Origin of the sequence: Flavobacterium macacae (assembly GCF_003865365.1) — a bacterium.
Taxonomy (GTDB): domain Bacteria; phylum Bacteroidota; class Bacteroidia; order Flavobacteriales; family Flavobacteriaceae; genus Flavobacterium; species Flavobacterium macacae.
Window position 1 is genome coordinate 26,890 of the sequence record NZ_RQVR01000012.1, and the last position, 22,881, is coordinate 49,770.

At 36.5% G+C, this 22,881-nt stretch carries 23 protein-coding genes; 13 read left to right on the plus strand and 10 right to left on the minus strand.

From position 1 onward, the window contains the following. Positions 1-36 precede the first annotated feature (36 nt). Positions 37-471, plus strand: coding sequence for a lipocalin family protein (locus EG849_RS10960; protein ID WP_125013126.1), 435 nt, complete (start codon positions 37-39; stop codon positions 469-471). Positions 472-510: 39 nt separating this feature from the next. Here EG849_RS10960 and EG849_RS10965 read toward each other — a convergent pair whose 3' ends face one another. Together EG849_RS10965 and prmA are read right to left on the minus strand one after the other, a co-directional pair. Further along, on the minus strand, positions 511-786 hold the full coding sequence (locus EG849_RS10965; RefSeq protein ID WP_125013127.1) for an ATP-dependent Clp protease adaptor ClpS: 276 nt from the start codon (positions 784-786) through the stop codon (positions 511-513). Positions 787-801: 15 nt separating this feature from the next. Next, positions 802-1,635, minus strand: a complete 834-nt coding sequence (gene prmA, locus EG849_RS10970) for a 50S ribosomal protein L11 methyltransferase (protein ID WP_125013128.1) — start codon at positions 1,633-1,635, stop codon at positions 802-804. Between the two features lie 178 nt (positions 1,636-1,813). On the opposite strand from prmA, the gene EG849_RS10975 reads away from it, so the two are divergent. Next, complete coding sequence (locus tag EG849_RS10975; RefSeq protein WP_125013129.1) at positions 1,814-3,031, plus strand: porin; 1,218 nt, start codon at positions 1,814-1,816, stop codon at positions 3,029-3,031. Between the two features lie 229 nt (positions 3,032-3,260). Here the strand turns inward: EG849_RS10975 and EG849_RS10980 are convergent, their stop codons facing one another. From EG849_RS10980 to EG849_RS11005, 6 genes are all read right to left on the minus strand, one after another. Beyond that, entirely contained in the window at positions 3,261-6,317 is a 3,057-nt protein-coding gene (locus EG849_RS10980; protein WP_125013130.1) for a choice-of-anchor I family protein, read from the minus strand. 192 nt (positions 6,318-6,509) lie between these two features. Then, a complete protein-coding gene (gene tpiA, locus EG849_RS10985) occupies positions 6,510-7,262 on the minus strand; it encodes a triose-phosphate isomerase (protein ID WP_125013131.1) in 753 nt (250 codons plus the stop codon). Then, the gene (locus EG849_RS10990; RefSeq protein ID WP_125013132.1) at positions 7,262-7,762 is read right to left on the minus strand and encodes a TlpA family protein disulfide reductase; all 501 of its coding nucleotides are present in this window, start codon (positions 7,760-7,762) and stop codon (positions 7,262-7,264) included. Before EG849_RS10990 ends, tpiA begins: the two co-directional genes overlap by 1 nt. 205 nt (positions 7,763-7,967) lie before the next feature. After that, positions 7,968-9,044 carry an ABC transporter permease gene (locus tag EG849_RS10995; RefSeq protein ID WP_125013133.1) on the minus strand — a complete coding sequence of 359 codons (1,077 nt, stop codon included), beginning with the start codon at positions 9,042-9,044 and terminating at the stop codon, positions 7,968-7,970. Beyond that, a complete protein-coding gene (locus EG849_RS11000) occupies positions 9,044-10,141 on the minus strand; it encodes a DoxX family protein (protein ID WP_125013134.1) in 1,098 nt (365 codons plus the stop codon). Before EG849_RS11000 ends, EG849_RS10995 begins: the two co-directional genes overlap by 1 nt. A 58-nt stretch (positions 10,142-10,199) precedes the next feature. Continuing rightward, complete coding sequence (locus EG849_RS11005; protein ID WP_125013135.1) at positions 10,200-10,742, minus strand: DUF1599 domain-containing protein; 543 nt, start codon at positions 10,740-10,742, stop codon at positions 10,200-10,202. Positions 10,743-10,874: 132 nt separating this feature from the next. Here EG849_RS11005 and folP point away from each other — a divergent pair, with 132 nt between their 5' ends. Beyond that, positions 10,875-11,693, plus strand: coding sequence for a dihydropteroate synthase (gene folP / locus EG849_RS11010; RefSeq protein WP_125013136.1), 819 nt, complete (start codon positions 10,875-10,877; stop codon positions 11,691-11,693). A gap of 19 nt (positions 11,694-11,712) precedes the next feature. Continuing rightward, positions 11,713-12,270, plus strand: a complete 558-nt coding sequence (locus EG849_RS11015) for a hypothetical protein (protein WP_125013137.1) — start codon at positions 11,713-11,715, stop codon at positions 12,268-12,270. Between the two features lie 113 nt (positions 12,271-12,383). On the opposite strand, the gene rlmH is transcribed toward EG849_RS11015, so the two are convergent. Continuing rightward, entirely contained in the window at positions 12,384-12,857 is a 474-nt protein-coding gene (gene rlmH / locus EG849_RS11020; RefSeq protein ID WP_125013138.1) for a 23S rRNA (pseudouridine(1915)-N(3))-methyltransferase RlmH, read from the minus strand. Positions 12,858-13,073: 216 nt separating this feature from the next. On the opposite strand from rlmH, the gene EG849_RS11025 reads away from it, so the two are divergent. The 4 genes from EG849_RS11025 to priA all read left to right on the plus strand — a co-directional run bounded on the left by EG849_RS11025 (position 13,074) and on the right by priA (position 18,163). After that, a complete protein-coding gene (locus tag EG849_RS11025) occupies positions 13,074-13,505 on the plus strand; it encodes a hypothetical protein (protein WP_125013139.1) in 432 nt (143 codons plus the stop codon). 330 nt (positions 13,506-13,835) lie between these two features. Next, positions 13,836-14,693 carry a carboxylating nicotinate-nucleotide diphosphorylase gene (gene nadC / locus EG849_RS11030; protein WP_125013140.1) on the plus strand — a complete coding sequence of 286 codons (858 nt, stop codon included), beginning with the start codon at positions 13,836-13,838 and terminating at the stop codon, positions 14,691-14,693. Between the two features lie 12 nt (positions 14,694-14,705). Continuing rightward, positions 14,706-15,629, plus strand: coding sequence for a YihY/virulence factor BrkB family protein (locus tag EG849_RS11035; RefSeq protein WP_125013141.1), 924 nt, complete (start codon positions 14,706-14,708; stop codon positions 15,627-15,629). 83 nt (positions 15,630-15,712) lie between these two features. Beyond that, the gene (priA, locus tag EG849_RS11040; RefSeq protein WP_125013142.1) at positions 15,713-18,163 is read left to right on the plus strand and encodes a replication restart helicase PriA; all 2,451 of its coding nucleotides are present in this window, start codon (positions 15,713-15,715) and stop codon (positions 18,161-18,163) included. Here priA and EG849_RS11045 read toward each other — a convergent pair. Continuing rightward, positions 18,160-18,855 (minus strand): LytR/AlgR family response regulator transcription factor, encoded by a 696-nt coding sequence (locus EG849_RS11045; RefSeq protein WP_125013143.1) that lies wholly within the window; start codon positions 18,853-18,855, stop codon positions 18,160-18,162. The genes priA and EG849_RS11045 overlap by 4 nt on opposite strands. A gap of 172 nt (positions 18,856-19,027) precedes the next feature. On the opposite strand from EG849_RS11045, the gene rpsF reads away from it, so the two are divergent. The 5 genes from rpsF to ligA all read left to right on the plus strand — a co-directional run bounded on the left by rpsF (position 19,028) and on the right by ligA (position 22,867). Next, entirely contained in the window at positions 19,028-19,369 is a 342-nt protein-coding gene (rpsF, locus tag EG849_RS11050; RefSeq protein ID WP_125013144.1) for a 30S ribosomal protein S6, read from the plus strand. Between the two features lie 5 nt (positions 19,370-19,374). Further along, a complete protein-coding gene (gene rpsR / locus EG849_RS11055; RefSeq protein ID WP_007138295.1) occupies positions 19,375-19,671 on the plus strand; it encodes a 30S ribosomal protein S18 in 297 nt (98 codons plus the stop codon). A 63-nt stretch (positions 19,672-19,734) separates the two neighbouring features. After that, complete coding sequence (gene rplI / locus EG849_RS11060) at positions 19,735-20,175, plus strand: 50S ribosomal protein L9 (protein ID WP_125013145.1); 441 nt, start codon at positions 19,735-19,737, stop codon at positions 20,173-20,175. A 144-nt stretch (positions 20,176-20,319) separates the two neighbouring features. Continuing rightward, complete coding sequence (locus tag EG849_RS11065) at positions 20,320-20,796, plus strand: DUF6495 family protein (protein WP_125013146.1); 477 nt, start codon at positions 20,320-20,322, stop codon at positions 20,794-20,796. Between the two features lie 73 nt (positions 20,797-20,869). Beyond that, complete coding sequence (gene ligA / locus EG849_RS11070; protein ID WP_125013147.1) at positions 20,870-22,867, plus strand: NAD-dependent DNA ligase LigA; 1,998 nt, start codon at positions 20,870-20,872, stop codon at positions 22,865-22,867. Positions 22,868-22,881: the final 14 nt, after the last annotated feature.

The window sequence follows — 22,881 nt, forward strand, 5'->3', positions numbered from 1 at the left end:
TTTTTTCAGTTTATAGTTCAAACTAATAAAAACAATATGAAAAAGAAACTTTTTTTGATTTGTGCGTTTGCTATGGCGGGCTTATCGATGATTTCTTGTAATTCAGACGATGAAGATTTTGAGAGAAGTATCGTCGGGAAGTGGAATTACAACAAAACGATTGTCAGCACTAATGGCGGAACTCCAGTTGACAGCCCTTATAACGAGCACGAAGAAGGCTGTAATAAAGATTATGTAGAATTTGTGCAAGGTGGCGTTTTTAGAGACGTTATTTTGTTTAAAAACCAGCAAGGAGTTTGTACCGAAGATACGGCGCCAAATTCCACTTGGACAAAAGATAATTCAACATTAACGATTGGAAACGACGTTTATACGATTGTAACGCTCAACGGTTCAGAGTTGCGTTATGAAAATACAACTGATGTCAGTGGCGTTCCGGTGAAGGTGGTAAAAGTTTATACCAAAAATTAAGAAATAAAAAAGGCTGTCGTAATTGACAGCCTTTTCTTTTTAAACTATTTCAGCACTTAATCCGGCATCTAAAAGCCCAGTGCATTGTGGTTTTAATTCGTCTAAACCTCCTGTTTTAACTGTGCATTTTCCTTTGTAATGAATAATTAAGGAACATTGTTCAGCTTGTTCAGAAGTGTGGTTGCAAACGCGCACTAAAGTGTTGATAACGTGGTCAAAAGTGTTTACATCGTCATTATAAACGATGATTTCATTGTTTAAACCAACTTGTTCTTCAACTAAAACTTCTTCTAAAATTTGTTCTTTTGTACTCATAATCAAAACTTTAATCTAATTTACGTATTTTAAGGCAACCCAATTATTTCTTTGGTGTTTTTTAACGTAAGTCAATCCTTTTTCAGTGCACGATGCATTAATCACCGGAATGTCTTCTTCGTAAAAACCACTCAAAAATAAAGTGCCGTTTTCATTCAAGCAGTCCACATAGTGTTGCATATCGTTCAGTAAAATATTTCGGTTGATATTGGCAATAATTGTGTCGTATTTTTTTCCTTCCAATAAAGAAGCATCGCCTTCATAAACGGAGATGTGCTTGCAATTATTGCGCTCTGCATTTTCAATCGAATTCAAATAACACCAATTGTCAATGTCAATCGCATCCGTTGGCTGAGCGCCTTTCATTTCAGCTAAAATTGCCAAAATTGCCGTTCCACAACCCATATCTAAGGTTTTCTTTCCTTCAAAATCATTTTCCAAAATATGCTGGATCATCATGTGTGTTGTTTCATGATGACCTGTCCCAAAAGACATTTTTGGTTCAATCACGATATCATATTTAGCATCTGTTTTTTCGTGAAAAGGCGCGCGAACGTGGCAAATTCCGTCCACATCAATCGCTTCAAAATTCTTTTCCCATTCTTCATTCCAGTTCACTTGCTCGATTTCTTCAATCGTGTAGCTTATTGTAAATTCAGGAGAATTTAAGATGAAAATATCTTCTAAAACGTCTTCGGTCCAAAGCGCTTTCTGGATATATGCATTTACACCGTTTTCAGTTTCAATGAAACTTTCAAAAGGTTTTTCGCCTAATTCGGCTACTAAAATTTCAGAACCCAATTCTTTTGGTTCTACTTTAAAATGATATCCCAGATAAGTAATTGCCATAACGTTAATTTTTTGCAAAGGTAATATTCTAATAACATTGGTGCGTCAAAATTAATATTAAGTTTGCACAATGATAATTTAAGTATATTTTTGGTAAAATTATGAAACTAATTTCTCTTGAATGTTTCTAAAATGTAAAGTAAACTTTACCTTAATTGTATTAAATACAACTTTTAAAATGAAACAGCTTTTTCTTTTAGGTTTACTTTTTTGTGCAACGATTTCCAGCGCACAAGTCGTAAATGTCAGTACTAAAGACAATGATTTAAAATTGCCGACATTGCCATATTATAACTTTGGTCGAGGCGTCGGCTTGACTTCTCCTGATAGTATTTTTCAATTAAATATTCGTTTCAGGATGCAAAACCGAGTTTCTTACATCCAGAATGAGGATGAAGATGCTTCTTATGACGGACAAATTAGACGACTTCGTTTGCGCTTTGACGGGTATGTCGGGAATCCAAAATTTTTATATGCGGTGCAACTTTCTTTCGCTCCCGGAGATATAGGCGAAATTGAAGAAGGAGAAAACGTCAACATTATTCGCGATGCGGTAGTCTATTATCGCCCGAATGAAACGTGGAGTTTTAGTTTTGGACAAACCAAATTGCCTGGAAACAGACAAAGGGTAAATTCGTCTGGAGGTTTGCAATTAACGGATCGGTCTATAAATAACGCAAAATTTACAATTGACCGTGATTTTGGCTTCCAAGCGCATTACTTGAATGAATATACAAATAAATTCTCGTATAATTTTAAAGGTGCGGTTTCTACTGGGGAAGGAAGAAACTGGACAAAAAGCAATGATAACGGAGTTGCCTTAACAGGAAAAGTAGAAGTTTTGCCATTTGGCGCTTTTACAAAAGACGGCGCTTATTTTGAAGGTGATATTGTACGTGAAGAAAAGCCAAAATTGATGCTTTCGGGAGGTTTTCAGCAAAACAACCACGCCAGAAGAACACAAGGTCAATTGGGCGAAGATTTGTTTGAACAAAGAACTTTAAAAGCGGTGTTTGCCGATGCCATATTAAAATACAACGGATGGGCTTTTATGACAAGTTATTTGTCTAGAACGGCTGATGATCCCATTACTTTTAATCCAGAAGATGCCACCGACTTTAATTATGTGTACACCGGAAGCGGTTTTGACTACCAAGCGAGTTACCTTTTCCCTACAAATTACGAAATTATCGGAAGATTTTCTACTCAAAAAGTAAATAAAGATATTGAAATGTTAGCGCCAAATGTAAAGCAATACAGCATAGGCGTAACCAAATATTTGTGGGAACACGCCTTTAAATTGCAAGGCGAAGTGACTTTAGACGACCTGAATTATTTTGACGGAAGCAACAAAAAAAATTGGTACGTCAGATTTCAAGTTGAAATCGGAATATAATTTAAAAGCTCACATTTGTGGGCTTTTTTTTATTTTAAGAATTGATTAATGGTAGTGGAAGCATAGTTAATTAATGATATTTTACCCATAAATTTTAAAAAGCTAAATGTGCACTTTTTTTAGTTTTGAGCTACTTGATTAAACAAAAAAATCCCGCCAGAACGACGGGATTTTTGCTTTCAATCGACTTAAAAATTAAAGAACATGCGTGTCAATTGAAATTCACAAACTACTTCACAACAAGTTTTTTTGTGATTCCTTCAGAAGTTTTTACAAGATAGATTCCTGTAGCAAAACTTGACGTGTTGATTGTAAGGGCTTCTTTTGCCGAGTGAATTAATTTTCCTGAATAATCGAATACTTCAATGTCAGCAACTCTATTAAAATAAACGATTCCGTTTGTGGCAGGATTTGGGAACAAAACAAAAGTTTTTGGTTCAAATCCATAATCTGGCTTGGAAAGATTTTCAGTATTTACTTCGAACAATGTCAAAGTACCGCTGATTTCATTTGCCACAATAATATAATCTTTATTTGTTGGGCTTTCAGAAGCTTTGATGTGCAAAATCCCTTCTGGACCGTGATCACCCGTGTAAGCAGAAACGCTTCTGTTGTTTTTATAATCTACAAATTTTACGTCATTTGGATTGGTAACGTCATAAACCATCACGCCACCAATTCTTTCCAATCCGATGAAAGCAAACGTTTTTCCAGCAATTGTTGCCACTGTCACACCTTCAGGCTCTGGACCTTTAGCACGGCTTCTTGATTTCGCACCATTTTCTTCGTGATTTGAATTGAATAAAGGAGCAATCGATGGAGTCAAAGCGGTGTACATTTCAAAATCATCGCCACTGTCATAAACAAGCTGTTTTGTATCTGCATTAAAGATTGAAAAAGATCTTCCGCCAAGTGCATAAATTTGCTCCATATCTGCGTTAGCATCTGTATTTCCTGAAAAAGCTGTAACTCTAAAACGGCCTGCGTTGTACGATTGTTTCAACATGGAAGACTGCGGATAATTTGCAGGATTTAAAGTGTAAGAAGCATCGCCAACCGCAATTCTTTCCACAAAACCAGTGTATTCTTTTTCGTCACCTTCGTTTGCAGTCACAATATAATTTGTACCACCAACTGAATAATTTGCGATTCCGTCAGGTTGATAGAACGATTTTATGGGCCAGTTTGCAATTAAAATTTGTCCGTTATTGTCAGAAATATCAGCTCCGTTTCCAACCAAGCTCATATCTTTTGCACCCAAAGCCCAAACAGAATTGTAAGTATTATTTGTCAAGTCGATTTCTGCAATCGCATTGTTTTCTTGCAAAGCAACATACGCTTTTTCTGAATCTGCATTAATCGTAATGTATTCTGGTTCAAAATCTTGCGATAATGTGCTTGTTGATTTTAATTTACGAACACCGCTTGCCATAAGAGAAGCTTCTTGCGAATTGAATTGCGTAAATAACATGGTCGTTACGTTAGCTTGCGTCAAGTTTGTAATTCCTCCAGAAATAGTGATAACGCTCACAGAACCTTCTGGATCTACAGAATAATCCGCATTTGGCTGGCCTTCATTTGCCGTCAAAACTTTAGTTCCGTCTGGAGTGAATGTGATCATATCTGGCAAAGCGCCAACGGTAACTTGTTTTAAAAATGTTCCGTCAATTGTAAAAAATACAACTGATCCGTCAAGCGCTTCGTTCGCATTTGGCGAAGCAACAGCCACGATTCCGTTTTTTACGGCAACGCTCGTAACGCCACCATAAGGATTCATATTGATCGAATTAATTACAGAAAGAGCTGTTGGATCAGAAAAATCTATGATATCCAAATAACCAGCAACCGCGCTTGTTGTAAATAATTTTTGCGAAACAGGATCGTGAACTACAATCTCACAAGTACTTGAATTTGTGCCAGAAGGATCAAAGCTTCCAATGTAATCTAACGTAATATTTTGGTTCGGAATCGGGGCCAATCTGTCGTTATCTTTGATATAAATGGTGGCTTCAGGATTTCCAGTGATGGTAAAATTCACCGGATTTTCTAAGCGTACCACAAAATATTCAGCGTGTTGTTCTTCTAAAGTATCGTCAATAATCGGAATTTGAATGGTATGGGACAGAGGACTTCCGTCTGTAAAATTTAAAGTTTGAGAAGCTATAGTAAAATCATTCGCGTCTGCCGTACTAAATGGAGCCGATTTTACTACTAAATTTACAGACCCGCTTGTTGGACTTATTGCGTTTAAAACGAAATTTAAAGTTCCCGCATTTTCTTCAACGGTTACAAAATTAGAAGCCATAGAAATTTTTGCTTCAAAAAAGGCCGTTGTGAAAGTGGCAGATTTTAATGTAGTAATTACATTGTTATTAGTGTCTTCAACCAAATTTGGAAGAAGAGCTACATAATAATTTTGACTGTTCAATAGAGGAGAAGTGGGTAAAATCGTAAGTACATTGGAAGAAAAAGTTGCCGAAAATGGCACAACTGCACCCGTTGCATTATTCAAACGAAGTTCCACAAGTGACGGTGCATTTGAATTTGTAATCGCGCTATCATTGAGTAATCTTACATTTTCATTAAAAGTTAGGGTAGGATTTACAGCAATAGTATTATTCGTACTTGCATTTGCAGGAGAAAAAATTACGTTTGGTGCTGTGGTATCCGTGCCACCCATTGCAGTTCCTTCGACAGTGAAATTATCAAAACGATTGTTTCCGACTGTTCCGCCAGCGCCTTGTTCAAATTCTACCTTTAATTTGAAATTTGGATTATTATCCGAAGAAGCAAGGTTGCTAAAATTTAAAGTGGACAATGCTGGGTCGCCGTTATTAGGAATCACATCTGTAAAAGCAGTAAATGTAGTTCCGTCCACAGAATACGACCATTTTTGAGTTCCAGCACCTGACCCTGAACGGCGCGTTGCAAATTTCACAATTGTATTTTCATAACCAGTTGTAGGTATGGCGAAAACCAATGCACCGCCTATGGGATCATTGAAACGCAAGTGGGTTCCTGAAGCGTCATCATTTTGCGCATTTAAATTTAAAACGTTGAAATTTTGGTTAACACCGCCAGCAAAATCGATAGTACTGATTCCTCCTGGAACGGCAGAAATTGAAGCGCCTCCAAAAGTTTGCGTTGGCGTTGTGATTGTTGAAACGGATGCATTGTTATTGAAATTCCAATAATGCATTAGATTTTGTCCCCAAGAAAATTGGGTCATTAGGAAAAGCGAAAGGAGTAAAATTCCTCTTTCAAGTTGTGCGTAGTTTTTTGACATAGTTGTGGTTTGTTTAATAACCGCAAAAGTCAAACACTCGTATTATTTAAATATTACTTGCAAATAAAAGAAAGATTAAGATGAGAAGCCATGATGTTTCTTTAAAGTTATGGCATAATGTTTTGGTAATAGTTAAGAAACAAAAAAGCCCAGAAGTAATTTCTGAGCTTTTTTATATCTCAATAAAATCATTTAGATTCCAGCAACGATAGCCGAAAAATCTGTTGCTTTTAAAGCTGCACCGCCAATCAATCCACCGTCAACATCTGGCTTTCCAAAAATTTCTTTTGCATTTTCTGGCTTGACGCTTCCTCCATAAAGAATAGAAACGTTTTCAGCTACTTCTGCACCAAATTTAGTTTTGACAGTCTGACGAATAAATTCGTGCATTTCTTGTGCTTGTTCTGGCGAAGCTGTTTCTCCGGTTCCAATGGCCCAAACTGGCTCATAAGCCAAAATGATGTTTTCCCAAGCTTTTGCTTCCAAGTGGAACAAACCGTCTTTCAATTGGTTTTCAACAATATTGAAATGCTGTTCTGATTGCCTGTCTTTTAATTCTTCTCCAAAACAGAAAATAACTTCCAAATCGTGTTTCAAAGCCGTGTTTACTTTTTCTGCCAAAAGCGCATCTGTTTCGTGAAAGTAAGCTCTTCTTTCAGAATGGCCTAAAATTACGATATCAACACCGATGCTTTTCAACATATCAGCTGAAATTTCACCTGTAAAAGCTCCTGCTTCTGATTGGTGCATATTTTGTGCGGCAACGCCGATGTTTGTAAACTGCAAGTGCTCAACAGCCGAAGATAAATTTACAAATGTGGGTGCAACGATAACTCTTGCTTCCACATCGTTTGGCAATTTGTCAATCAAATCGTTTAATAAATCTTCTGTTTCTTCTGCATTTTTATGCATTTTCCAGTTTCCTGCAACAATCTTTGTTCTCATTATTTTAGTTTTTTTAATGTAGCGTTAATTTTATCAAAATCAGTTTCAATAGCTCTGTAAATCACTATTTTTCCTTTTTTGTCAATCACAATATATCTCGGAATCCAGTTTAAGTCAACTGCTTTTCCAAAAGTTCCTTTCATTCCGTCTTTAACCAAATAATGGTCACCAGAATTCAATTCATATTTTTCAATTCCAGCTTTCCATTTTTCAGCGGTTTTATCCAAAGAAATAAAAACATAATCCGCCTTCGGGTTTTTAGCAATCATATCTTCCACTTTTGGCATCGCTTTGATACAGTCACTGCACCAAGACGCCCAAAAATCAAGAACTACGGTTTTTCCTTTGTGCTTTGCTAAAATATCTTGGAAAGCAATTTCTTTTCCGTCTAAAGTCACTAACTTTTCAGCTAAAGCTTCTTGTGAAAATTCTGTTTTTTGAGCTTGAGAACAAGAAATCGTTCCCATAATAATAAGTAATGATAAAAATACTTTTTTCATTGTGTGTCTTTTTTAAGATAAGCAAATATAATATTTAGTTTTCAGAATGGTTTATTAAAATTTGAGGAGGAAGTAGTTTTTTGCGAAACCGTTTTCGTTGTTTTAACGCAAAGAATCGAAAAGTTTTTTCCCAAAGAATCGCCCAGTTTTCAATCTTCATAAAGCAATTAATCGCAATCCAAATCTTAAATCAAAAAATTTTAAATCAACTGATTCGAATCTTCGGATCTAAATACGCATACACCAAATCGACCAAAATATTAATCACCACAAATGTCGTTGCAATTACGATTACAGAACCCATAATTACGGGCAAGTCCAAATTGTTCAAAGCTTCCACGATTTCTTTTCCAAGACCGTTCCATCCAAAGATATATTCAACAAAAACGGCTCCGGCAAGCATCGAAGCAAACCAGCCAGAAATTGCAGTAACCACTGGATTCAACGAGTTTTTAACCGCGTGTTTCCTGATAATTTGGAATTCAGACAAACCTTTTGCTCGTGCCGTTCTGATGTAATCTTGGCCTAAAGTTTCCAACAAAGAATTTCGCATCAACTGAATCACAACGCCAAGCGGACGAATGCCCAAAACAATAGCCGGGAGCAAAATATTGCGCCACTGGATATACGAACCTTCACCAAAATCATCCACTTCATAAAGGCTTCCGGTCATATTCAAACCCGTGTATTCGTGAAGCAAGAATCCGAAAAACCAAGCAAAAAGAATCGCGCTGAAAAACGACGGAATGCTCATTCCAAGTGTACTTAACAGCGCAATGATTCGATCAATCCAGGTATCTTTATATAAAGCAGAAATAATTCCCAGTAAAATTCCGATGGCAATGGCAATGACAATGGCAAAAAGTGCCAGCAAAAAAGTATTCGGCAACGTATTTCCAATCACATCAGAAACTTTTTTACCACTTTTTTGAAAGCTTTCGCGTAAGTAAGGCGACTTTAAAACCACTTCATTGTTTCCGATAGAAATCAGCGAAACCGCGTTGTATTTCCCTTCAGAAAGAAAAGTATAATCTTCTGAATTTGTACTGTGAAAAGAAATAGGCGACAGGTCGTTCAGGTAATAAAAATACTGTGTTGAAATCGGCTTGTCAAAACCATATTTTTTCTTGACAATCGCCAATTGTTCTGAATTTTCATTTTGGTCAAGCATCATTCTCGCCGGGTCGCCTGGCAAAACATTAAATAAAAAGAAGATGACCGTGACCACTCCAAAAAGTGTCAGAAAAGCATATCCTATTTTATTTAAAAGGTATTTCAGCATTATTTTTTAATTTCAGAATAGTTCTTTTTCAAGATGTTTTGCAGTTCAGAACCAACAAATTGCTTTTCGTTAATTCCGTCCCATTCCTTGATTTTGTTCCCATTCCATAAATAGATGATTCCGGGTGTGTCTTTGCTGTTTCCTAAAAGCTTCCAAAACGGAATCACTTCTATTATCTTGTAGGGGAAATTTTTTCCAGCGTAAGCAAAAAAGTCAGGAATTTTCTCCGGTTCTTCGTTCATAAAAATAACTTCGACCTCTGGAAAATTTTTGTTTTTAGCTTTCATTGCTGCTAATTCTTTTGCCACATCGCGACAGTGGTCACAGCCCGGAACGAAAAGTGCCAAGATTTTTTTGCCTTTGTCAATGTTTGAAAAATATTGTGCATAACCTGATTTTTGTGGAGCAGGTTCGTCTGAAACGGGTTTTTCAATTGCTGTTGTAGCAGTTTCTGTAGTTTTATTTTCTTCAGCAACTGCTGTTTCAATTGATAAAGATGTAGAGTTTTCTTCTAAAAGAGCATTTTCTGTTGGAGCAGTTTCTATATCTTCCAAAACAACTTCGGCTACTTTGGGCTGAATGGGTGCCAACATAAAAAGAGCCAAAATCGACGCAAAAGTAATGGTAGTCAAAACCCAAAAGTTGCTTTTTTCATTCGTGATTTTCGGAACGATATTAAGGTAAATAACCAATAAAATAATGGCAACCACATTTTTGATAATCGCTTCAATTGGCGTCATTGGCAACAGGCTTCCGAAGCAACCGCAGTTACCTGAATTCCCTCCGTTTTGAATGGTGTCAATCGTCAAATGCGCTGTAAAAACAACCAGCATTAAAATTGTAGCAGGAATAATAATCCTGCGCAAATAATTACTTTGAAGCAATAAAATTCCGAGTGCCAATTCAATTCCGATTAAAATTCTAGAGAAAAAAACAGCCACATCTTCTGAAAATCCCATCGGATACAATTGTTTTACTTCGAAAGTTGAAATTGCGAAATAAGGACTTGGGTATAATTTTGCAACTGCGGAAATAAGAAATAAAACAGAAATAATGATTCTAATTGTCCACGGTAAGTATTTTTTTGCGTTTTCCATGTTTTTAAAGTTTTCTCAAAAATAGAGCTTGTGGTAATTTATAGTTGTTAATGACTTGTTATTTGGCAAAACCCATTAAAATCAAGGCAAAGACCGAATAGTTTAACATGTCTTGATAATTGGCATCGATGCCTTCAGATACCAACGTTTTTCCTTTGTTATCTTCAATTTGCTTTACGCGAAGCAATTTTTGCAGGATCAAATCGGTTAATGAACTCACACGCATTTCGCGCCAAGCTTCACCATAATCATGATTTTTAGCTTCCATCAATTCTTTGGTAAGGGCCACTTTTGCATCGTATAATTCGGTTGCTTTTTCCACATTCAAGTCAGGTTGGTCAGCAACGCCAAGCTCCAATTGCACCAAAGCCATAATCGAATAATTGATGATTCCGATGAATTCTCCCGTTTCATCTTCGTCTACTTTTCTAACGCCATTTTCTTGCAAGCTTCTGATTCTTTGTGCTTTTATGAAAATTTGGTCGGTTAGGGAAGGCAGGCGCAAAATTCGCCAAGCACTTCCGTAGTCAGTCATTTTATTGATGAATAAAGTTCGGCAGGTGCCGATAACGCTGTCATATTGGTGAGAAGTGTTATTCATTGATTTTGGTCTAATTTTTACAAATATATCCAAATGCCCCCGAACCCCCAAAAGGGAAACGGCAATATTGTAAAATAAATTCGATAAATTTGTGCGATTAACTACAATCTCCCCTTTTGGGGTTAGAGGCCAATGAACTGCAACGGAAAACTTATCGATTTGTCAACACCCAAAGTGATGGGAATTTTAAATATAACGCCTGATTCTTTTTTTGACGGAGGAAAAAATGAGGGTGACCAAGCCATTATTGACAAAGTACAAAAAATGCTTTTTGAAGGCGCCACTTTTATTGATATCGGGGCGTATTCTTCAAAACCAAACGCCGAATATGTTTCGGAAACGGAGGAAATCAAGCGAATTCTTCCGGTGATTGAAATGCTTGTCAAAGTTTTTCCGGAGATTTTAATTTCAATCGATACTTTTAGGAGTGAAGTCGCACGAGTTTCTATTGAAGCAGGCGCATCAATAATTAACGATATTGCTTCAGGGAATTTAGACGCTAAAATGATGGAAACAGTTGCAAAGTATAATATTCCCTACATTATGATGCACATGAAGGGAAATCCGCAAACGATGCAAAATTTCACTGATTATGAAGGTATTATAAAGGAAATGCTTTTTTATTTTTCAGAAAAAGTCAATGAAGCCCGAAGTTTTGGAATCAATGATTTGATTGTGGATCCCGGTTTTGGATTTGCAAAAACTTTGGAACAAAATTTTGAAGTAATGAACAAATTAGAGTTGTTTCAAATGCTGGATTTACCCTTGTTATCAGGAATTTCTAGAAAATCGATGATTTATAAGACATTAGGGAATTCTCCGCAGGACGCGTTAAACGGAACGACTTTTTTAAATACTGTTTCCTTAATGAAAGGTGCCAAGATTTTAAGGGTTCACGATGTGAAAGAAGCGGTGGAATGCGTTATGTTATTTGAGAAATTGAATAAATAATTTATTTTATATTTACCAAATGAAAAACAATTATTTTCTCGCTCTTACATTTGTAGCGTTAACTTGTTTTTCACAGCAAGAAAAATATAAAGCTGAAAAATGTGCCAAGATTTATAAGAATAATTTCACAAAGATTAATTTTGTAAAAAAGGAATCAAATGTAGGTAATGGAACCATTTTGCTGAATGAGATGCGATATGAGTGCGTTGCTTCAGCGTCTTCTACTCGAAAAGGCATGTTTGATAAATTCGGAATATGGGATAAAGAAATATATATTACAGGTACTAAACATCCAATATTAGTCTGGAGTCAAGTTGATTTATTTTCAGACGGGAGAAAAATAGACGTTTTTGCAAACGGAATTGAGGAATTTAAACATATTTATGCCTCTGTTATGGTTTTTGAAAACGGAATTGACTTACTAGCTGAGACTTGTATGGAAAAGGAAAAAATATCAGAATATTTTTCAAATTTAATAAAAAACGAATATCAAGGGAAAAGTGATTTTTATGAAATTTATTGGAAAAAAGTTGATCCTAAATATTGGGAAACTATCAAATATTTTCATCAGCAATGATACTTTTTTTTAGTTTAAGTATGGTTTTGTTACATGCTATATTTTGGCAACATTCCTTATATCTCCGTACTGAATTCCAAAATCTAATTTCGCACTGCTACAATCAAAAATCTTTACTGGTGATGATACGGTTCATTTCTTAAAATGGTAAATCCGCGATATAATTGTTCGATAAAAAACAACCGAACCATTTGGTGCGAAAACGTCATCAACGACAACGAGATTTTTCCTTGTGCTTTGGCATAAACGGTTTCTGAAAAACCATAAGGACCTCCGATTACAAAAACCAATGTTTTGACTCCGGAATTCATTTTCTTCTGCAATTCTTCAGAGAAACCGACGCTTGAAAAATTCTTTCCGTTTTCGTCTAAAAGGATCAATTGGTCTGTTGGCGTGAGTTTTGCCAGGATCAATTCGCCTTCTTTTTCTTTCTGCTGTGCTTCGGAAAGATTTTTTACATTCTTGATATCGGGAATAATTTCTAAATCAAATTTGATGTAAAACAACAATCGCTTTTGATAATCATCAATTAAGGTTTGCAGTGATTTATTGTCGGTTTTGCCAATGGCAATTAATTTAATGTTCATCTTTTTAGAGTTGCAAAGTTGCTGAGATGCAAAGTTACAAAGTTTAAATTAGTGATTTTTACTAAATTTTAAAAGGTTACTATTTTGAAAACTAAAGTATTATGAAAGTTTTGGAAGATATTTTGTAATAGGTTTTATTCTTAAGATGCTGAAATTTGTAATAAGCATACAGAAACTAGGTTTTCGAAAATTGTAAAATCAATAAATAAAATAGTTATGAAAAGGTATTTAATCACGCTTTCCGCATTTTTTGCTTTTGGCGTAATGTCTGCACAAACAGACCCGAAAACAGGAACAACGAGAAGTACCACCACAACAGGTACGACAACAAAAACACAACAAGATCAGCAACAGAAAAAGGATAAGAAGAAAAAAACAACGACAACGACGGATTCTCAAAAAAGTACAGAAATGAGAAGCACGAGAAGTAATAATTCGACCAGTAATCCGAATCAGCCGATTGAACCTGCTTCGACGACAACGGATCCGAATAGTATAAATCTGAATGGAACTGCCAATCCAGGAACGATGAATCCAAACGGCACCGTGGATCCGAATAGTACGGTTCCGAATCCCACAGGAACTACTCCAGCCGGAACGGGAATGACACCGATTGGAACGGGAACGAATGTTCCGCCAAAGAATTAGAGTTTGAGTTTGTTAGTGGTAAGAGCCCCGTCAGTTTTTGATGGGGCTTTTTTTTTGAGAAGTTTTCAAAGTTTTAAAGTTGGAGAGTTTTTTTTACCAATATGTTTTGCGATGTTTTGCGACTTCGCTGGATCCAGAAGATTACAAAAATGCCGAAAGTTTCTCAAATAGCCCCGATTGGCGGGAGTAGCCTTTTCTTCCGTTTACGGAGAAAAGCTACTGCAGAAAGCGGGAAATGCGAGAGCTGGAAAGGCCTGAAGATTCGCTTCTTAAAAATAACATTGCTGGTCGGAAAGATTTTGTTATTTTAGCTTCACTTAAAATTTCAAGATGATTTCAGAAGCACAATTTCAGGACGAACTACGATTAATTATAGAAAATGCTATCCGTGAGGATGTTGGCGACGGCGATCACAGTTCGCTGGCGTGTATTCCGGCGCATGCGGAAGGAAAAGCAAAGCTTTTGGTGAAGGAAGACGGGCTGATTGCGGGCGTGGAATTTGCCAAAATGGTGTTTCACTATGTGGATCCTGCTATGAAAATCGAGACGTTTATGGAAGATGGAACTCCAGTAAAATATGGTGATGTGGTGTTTCACGTTTCGGGAAAATCGCAGTCGATTTTAAAATCAGAGCGCGTGGTTTTGAACGCGATGCAACGAATGTCGGCGATTGCTACCAAAACGAAATTTTTTGCAGATTTGCTAGAAGGAACGAAAACAAAGATTTTAGATACTCGAAAAACGACTCCGGGTATCCGCGCTATTGAAAAGTGGGCGGTGCGAATTGGAGGAGGTGAGAACCACCGCTTTGCGCTGTATGATATGGTGATGCTGAAGGACAACCATATTGATTTTGCGGGTGGCATCACGAAAGCGATTGCTAAAACGACGGATTATCTGAAGGAAAATAATTTAGACTTAAAAATTATTGTGGAAGCCAGAAACTTGGATGAAATCAAGGAAATCTTGAAATCAGATGACATTCATAGAATTTTGATTGATAATTTCAATTTTGAAGATACTAAAACTGCTGTGGCGCTGATTGGCGACAAATGCCAAACGGAATCTTCGGGGAATATCAATGAAAAAACGATTCGGAAGTATGCTGAATGTGGCGTTGATTATATTTCTTCGGGTGCTTTGACGCACTCGGTTTACAACTTAGATCTAAGCTTAAAAGCCATTTAAAAGACCCTGAAAGTGACGAAAATTATAGAAGACAAGCTCGAGAAAATTCCGGTGATCAGGCCACTGATGCATTTTACGCAGAAGATAAAATTGCCGTGGCTAGAAGGTTTGTCGTTTTATGATTTGTTAGAACTTTATTTTATCGGGATTGCCAAGGGAGCGTTTTCGTACCGCGCGAGTGCGATTGCGTTTAGCTTTTTTATGGCGCTTTTTCCGTTTGCGCTGTTTATCTTGAACTTGATTCCTTATATTCCGATTGAGAATTTTCAAGCCGATTTTCTGCAATTTGTGGAGGAAAGCGTTCCGCCAAATACGTATGATGCGATTGCTAAAATCATTAGCGATATTTTGAATAATTCATACCAAGGATTGCTGTCTTCTGGTTTTCTGCTTTCGATATTTTTAATGGCGAATGGTGTCAATGCGATTTTGGGCGGTTTTGAAATTTCAAGACATATCACGGTTACCAGAGGTTTTTTTAGGCAGTATGCAGTTTCGATCGGCATTGCGATGCTGCTCGCCTTGTTGTTAATCATAACGGTTTCAGCTATCGTTGTTTTTGAGTATATCATTCAAACAATGAAAAGCCAAGGTATTTTTGATACCATTAATTTGGTTACTATCGGTCGTTTTGTGTTTGTTGGGATTATGATTCTGACAGCCACTTCGATACTTTTTAAATTTGGAACCAAACAAACCCGACGCAATTCATTCTTCAGCATCGGGTCGATTTTTACTACGGTTTTAATTATACTCACCTCTTTTGTTTTTGGTATTTATGTGGTTCGTTTTGCTAAATACAATGAGCTTTACGGCTCTATCGGAACACTTTTAATCTTGATGATTTACATCTGGTTGAACTGTATGATTCTGCTTTTAGGCTTTGAATTGAACGGCGCGATTAATCGATTGAAGAGGAAGAATTTGTTTAATTAAGTTGGTGAGGCGCTAAGTTTAAAATTGAATTGCTTCATTTCTCTCAATAACTTATCTTTGTAATTCAATCAATCCATCAAAAAATGTATTTTGTAGAAGTCATTCTTCCTTTGTCGCTTTCCAAAACGTTTACTTACCGGGTTTCTGAGGCGGAATACAATTACATTAAAAAAGGAATGCGCATTGCGGTTCCGTTTGGCAAGACCAAGATCTATACGGCTTTGGCGATTGGCCTGCATCAAGACGAACCGACATTATACGAAGCTAAAGAAATTCACCAAATTTTAGACGAAATGCCCATTGTGACTGAAATTCAGATCACACATTGGCAATGGATCGCGTCTTACTATATGTGTGCTATCGGCGACGTGTATCGGGGCGCGATGCCCTCGGCTTTTTTGTTGGAAACTGAAACCGTGATTTCGAAAAAGCACGACGTTTTTGTTTTGGAAACCGATTTGTCTGACGAAGAGTTTCTGGTTTACGATGCCCTGCTACAGCAGAGTTCATTGAAGATCCAGGATATCTCTTCGATATTGAATAAAAGGAACGTGTTTCCGATTATCCAAAAGATGATCGATAAAAACATCTTGGTTTTGGATGAAGAAATCATAGAGGAATACAAGCCGAAATTGGTGAAATACATTCGCTTGAGTTCTGAATATGATTCCAATGAAGGTTTGGCTTTGCTATTGGAATTGCTTAAAAATGCCAAAAAGCAAAAAGATATCGTGCTGTCATTTTTTCAGTTGAAAGCGCTTGACAAAAAACCGATTGCTGTGAAACAATTGATTGAAAAATCTGAAACTTCTTCATCGATTTTAAAGGCTTTGGTGGATAAAAATATCTTTGAAGAATACCATATTCAGGAAGACCGCGTGTCTTTTGATCAAAATATTAAGGAGAAATACTTGCAGTTGAGTGTTGCCCAGCAAAATGCTTTTGACGGAATTAAAACTTCTTTTCAAGAGAAAGAAGTGTGTCTTTTGCACGGCGTGACGTCGAGTGGCAAGACTGAAATTTACATCAAATTAATTGAAGACTATATAAAGGAAGGGAAACAGGTTTTGTATCTCTTGCCAGAAATTGCCCTGACTACACAGTTGGTTGGTCGATTGACTGCTTATTTTGGAAACCAAGTGGCGGTTTTTCATTCAAAATATTCCAATAACGAGCGTGTGGAAGTTTGGAAACAAGTTTTAGAGAATTCTCCGAAAGCAAAAATTGTGATTGGGGCGCGTTCGTCATTATTTTTGCCTTTCCAAGATTTGGGTTTGGTGATTATTGATGAAGAACACGAGCAGACTTTTAAACAACATGATCCAGCTCCGAGATATCACGCTAGGGATTCGGCTATTGTTTTGGCAAATTCACATCAGTCAAAAGTACTTTTAGGTTCAGCTACGCCAAGTTTGGAGACGTATTTTAATGCTACAAATGATAAATTTGGGTTGGTTGAAATTACCGAGCGTTTTGGAAATGTGATGATGCCTGAAATTGAACTGGTGGACTTGAAAGACAAGTATTTCCGTAAAAAGATGAAAGGGCATTTTAGCGACACGCTTTTGGAACAAATGGCGGAAGCCTTGTCTTTAGGCGAACAAATTATCTTGTTTCAAAACCGTCGTGGATATTCGCCGGTTTTGGAATGCCTCACGTGCGGTCACGTTCCGGAATGTCCGCAGTGTGACGTGAGTTTGACCTATCACAAAAATAAAAACCAACTGCGATGCCATTATTGTGGGTATTCGATGGCAAAGCCTACGAATTGCCATCAATGTTCCAGCGTAGATTTGACCACAAAAGGTTTTGGAACCGAACAAATTGAGATGGAAATCAAAGAATTGTTTCCAGAGAAAAAAGTAGGCAGAATGGATCAGGACACGACGCGCGGGAAATACGGCTACGAAAAAATAATAGACAGTTTTAAGAATCGGGAGATTGATGTTTTGGTAGGAACCCAGATGCTTGCCAAAGGGCTGGATTTTGATAATGTGTCTTTGGTCGGAATCATGAATGCCGATAATATGCTGTACCATCCTGATTTCAGGGCTTTTGAACGAAGTTTTCAGATGATGACGCAGGTTTCGGGTAGGGCAGGACGTTCGCAAAAACGTGGGAAAGTGATTATCCAGACGTATAATCCCAATCACAACACGATTCAGCAAGTTACTAATAATGACTACATTGGTATGTATAAGGAACAACTGTACGACCGACATATTTTTAAATATCCTCCTTATTATAGGTTGGTTAAAGTCACCATGAAACACCGCGATTTTGATAAATTGAAAGAAGGCGCATTGTGGCTGTACAAAGTGATGAATCAGCATTTAGATATTCCTGTTTTGGGTCCGGAAGAACCGGTAATCAGTAGAATCAGAAACGAATACATTCGAACAATTTTAATAAAAATACCAACAAACAAGCCACTTGGAAGCACAAAAAAAACTATCCAAAAGATATTGAATAGTTTTGAGGCTGTTCCGCAATACCGACCGATTAAGGTGGCGGTAAATGTTGACTTTTATTAGACAGAAGCTAAAGCTTTCACCAAGTCTTCTTTTTTATTTCTGCTCAATGGAATTTTTGTCACACCAATTTCGGCAAATTTACTGTTGAATTTATCAACTTTGTCAATATTGATGATGAATGATTTGTGGACGCGGATAAAACGTTCTTTCGATAATTCGCTTTCAAAAGATTTCATCGTGGACAATACCAAGTGGTTTTCGTCTTCAGTAACTACTTTAACGTAGTCACCATAAGCTTCGATCCATTTGATTTTTGAAGTGAAAATTTTTAATTTTTTTAAGTTGCTTTTAATGAAAATATGTTCGCTGTCTTCATCAATATTTTCTTTACGAAGCACATATAAATCCATTGCTCTTTTCACGGCAGCACTGAAACGCTGTGGCGAAATGGGTTTCTGGAGGTAATCAGTTGCGTCATAGTCAAACGCTTTTACAGCATATTCGGCTTTTGATGTAATGAAGATAATTTGAGGTTTTATTTTTAAACCGTCTAATAAATCAAAACCATTAATTACAGGCATTTCAATATCTAAAAAGATAAGGTCCACTTCTTTGTTTGTCAAACAATTTTTGGTTTCAATAGCATTTGAAAAATCACCTACCAAATTAAGGTTTTGGTGATTAGTTACCAGCTTAGTCACAGTCATCCGCTGAATGGCACTGTCATCTACAACGACACAATTCAATTTCATAATAATATAGGATTTTTAGATTGGGCACGATAAATGTAAAATAATTTTCAATACTAAAACAATTTCTCATGTGTTTTTTTGCAATTCATCGAATATAGTTGGAATTTGCTTGCATACTTAAATTAAATGATTACTTTTGCACCCAATTTTATAACAAATAAAATATACAATTATGAATCATTATGAGACTGTTTTCATCTTGAATCCCGTTTTATCTGAAGTACAGGTAAAGGAAACAGTAAGCAAATTCGAAGATTTTCTTACTTCTAGAGGAGCCGAGATGGTATCAAAAGAGGATTGGGGCCTAAAAAAAATGGCTTATGAAATCCAACACAAAAAAAGTGGTTTTTACCATTTATTTGAATTCAAAGTAGCACCAGAAGTTTTGGTTGCATTTGAAACTGAATTCAGACGTGACGAAAGAATTATGCGTTTCTTGACTGTAGCTCTTGACAAACACGCAATTTCTTGGGCAGAAAGAAGAAGAGTTAAACTAAAAGCAGCTAAAGCGTAATTATTATGGCAACCCTACAACAATCAGCTTCAGGAAAAAAAGACGGAGATATTAGATATTTAACGCCTTTGAACATAGAAACAAACAAAACTAAAAAGTATTGTCGTTTCAAAAAATCTGGAATCAAATATATCGATTATAAAGATGCAGATTTCTTATTGAAATTTGTTAATGAGCAAGGAAAAATTCTTCCTCGCCGTTTAACAGGAACTTCATTGAAATACCAAAGAAAAGTGTCAGTTGCTGTAAAAAGAGCTCGTCATTTAGCTTTAATGCCATACGTGGCGGATTTATTAAAATAATAAAAACTCAGTTGTTGGTTTCTCGTCAAACGGAACCTAACTTCTATAAATAAGGACAACAACATGGAACTTATCTTAAAAAAAGACGTTCAAAATTTAGGATTTAAAGATGATGTAGTAACTGTGAAAAACGGATACGGTCGTAACTTTTTGATCCCACAAGGTTTTGCTCATATGGCAACTCCTTCAGCTAAAAAAGTCTTGGCTGAAAACCTAAGACAAAAAGCGCACAAAGAAGCTAAAATCGTTGATGATGCTAAGAAAATTGCTGAATCATTGAAAGCTATTGAAATCAAAATTACTGCAAAAGCAGGTGGTGAGAAACTTTTTGGTTCTATCACTAATATTGATATCGCTGAAGCTTTAGAAAAAGCTGGTCAACCAATCGAAAGAAAATTCATCACTTCTGGTGTTGTTAAACGTACCGGTAAATATGCTGCTAGCGTTAGACTTCACAGAGATGTAATTGTTGAATTACCTTACGAAATCGTTGCTGAAAAATAATATTTCTCAATTGAAATATAAAATCCCGATGTAAGTCGGGATTTTTTTTTGATGTCATTGCGAGGAACGAAGCAATCTCATCACAAATAGAGTATTAATAATAAATTTAATGAGGAGCAGATTGCTTCGTTCCTCGCAATGACTATGAAATACAGAAGACTAACAAAAGAACAGTTCGAAGCGCTTCATCAAGAATTTGCTAATTTTTTGGCAACACAATCCATTGACAAAAGCGAGTGGGATAACATTAAAGCGCAACAGCCAGAAGTGGCGGAGCAAGAATTAGACGTTTTCTCTGATTTAATTTGGGAAGGTGTTTTGACGGGAGCCAATTATTTAGAGCATTTTTCTAAAAATTTTATTTTCCTTTTTCATTGCCAGGAAACTTTAGTAAAAACAATTGTTTTAAAAGCCTTGGTTCCTGAAACTGATTTTATGACAAAAGAAGGTTTGCAATGGTTGAGTGACAATATGTTTACGGAAACTGTTGAAATTAAACTAGGCCATAAAAATTATGACAAAGACAGAAACGAAGCGATTTTTGAATTAATCCAGCAAGGCGCAATTTTAAGCGACGGCCAATTATACCTTCAAATTAATGGAATAATTGAAGCTTCATAATTCGTTTTATTTCCTATAAATTGGTTATTTTAGTGCTCTGTTTACAGGAACTAAAATAGCCAATTTCTTTTTTATGGACATTCAAGAAACCATCCAATCTTTACGCGAAGAACTCAATTTACACAATCATAATTACTATGTTCTGGATGATCCAACGATTTCCGATTATGATTTTGATGTAAAGCTGAAAGAGCTTCAAGATTTAGAAACCAAACATCCAGAGTTTTTTGATGAGCATTCGCCCACCCAAAGAGTAGGCGGAACGGTTACTAAAAATTTCAATACCGTTACGCACAAAAACCGCATGTATTCGTTGGATAATTCCTATTCAAAGGAAGATGTTTTGGATTGGGAAAAGCGAATCCAGAAGATTTTAGGCGATGTTCCGTTGGAATATACGTGCGAATTAAAATACGATGGCGCGTCGATTTCAATGACCTACGAACACGGAAAATTAAAACGTGCCGTGACGCGGGGCGATGGTTTTCAAGGGGATGAAGTAACGAACAACATTAAAACGATTCGTTCGGTTCCGTTGCATTTAAAAGGAGATTTCCCGGATAATTTCGAAATTCGTGGAGAAATTGTTCTGCCTTTGGAAGGTTTTGCCAAAATGAACCAAGAATTAATAGAGATTGGTGAAACACCTTATTCCAATCCGAGAAATACGGCTTCAGGAAGTTTAAAATTGCAAGACAGTGCTGAAGTTGCCAAACGTCCATTGGATTGTCTTTTATATACTCTTATTGGAAACGATGTCAAGTTTACGACCCATTTTGAAAGTCTTGAAAAAGCAAGAAATTTTGGTTTCAAAGTTCCAAAAGAAGCAAAATTGGTCAAAAGCATCGACGAAGTTTTTGAATTTATAGAATATTGGAACATCCACCGCCACGATTTGCCGTATGAAACCGATGGTGTTGTGGTGAAAGTGAACAATTTGCACTTGCAAGAAGAATTGGGTTACACAGCAAAAGCACCACGTTGGGCAATTGCTTACAAGTTTAAAGCCGAACAGGTTTCTACTAAATTAAATTTGATTTCCTATCAAGTGGGACGAACGGGTGCGATTACGCCAGTGGCCAATTTAGCGCCGGTTCAGTTGGCGGGAACCATTGTAAAAAGGGCTTCTTTGCACAATGCCGACCAAATTGAAAAACTTGATATTCGGGTTGGCGATAAAGTTTTTGTAGAAAAAGGAGGCGAGATTATTCCGAAAATTATTGGTGTCGATTTTACAACACGTTCGTTGGATTTGCTTCCAACGGTTTACATTACCAATTGCCCAGAATGCCAAACTGAATTGATTCGAAAAGAAGGCGAAGCACAACATTATTGTCCAAATTTTTATGGTTGTCCACCGCAAATTATCGGTAGAATCCAGCATTATATTTCCAGAAAAGCAATGGATATTGAAGGTCTTGGAGGCGAAACGGTTGCTTTGCTTTTCAATAATAATTTGGTTCAAAATTATGCTGATTTATACGATTTAACGGTTGAGCAAGTTATTCCGTTGGAGCGAATGGCTCAAAAATCAGCTGAAAATTTGGTTAACGGAATCGAAAAATCAAAAGAAGTTCCGTTTGAACGTGTTTTGTTTGCGCTTGGAATTCGATATGTTGGCGAAACCGTAGCCAAAAAATTAGCCAAACATTATCAAAATATTGATAATTTAAGCAATGCCAGTTTGATGGATTTGATTTTGGTCGATGAAATCGGAGAAAGAATTGCTCAAAGTGTTGTAGAATTTTTTGAGAATTCAGAAAACCAAATAATCATCCAAAGATTAAAAGATTATGGCGTACAGTTGGAAACCAAAACGGTTTTCAATCCGGATGCAACAGATAAATTAATTGGCAAAACCTTTGTGGTTTCCGGTGTATTTGTAAAATTTAATCGTGATGATTTGAAAAAAGCCATCGAGGACAACGGCGGAAAAGTGGGAAGTTCTATTTCTGCTAAAACCGATTTTGTAATTGCAGGCGATAATATGGGACCGGCAAAATTAGAAAAAGCAACCAAATTAAACGTTTCGATAATTTCTGAAGACGATTTTATTGCTATGTTGGGTTAGGTTATTTAACAGAT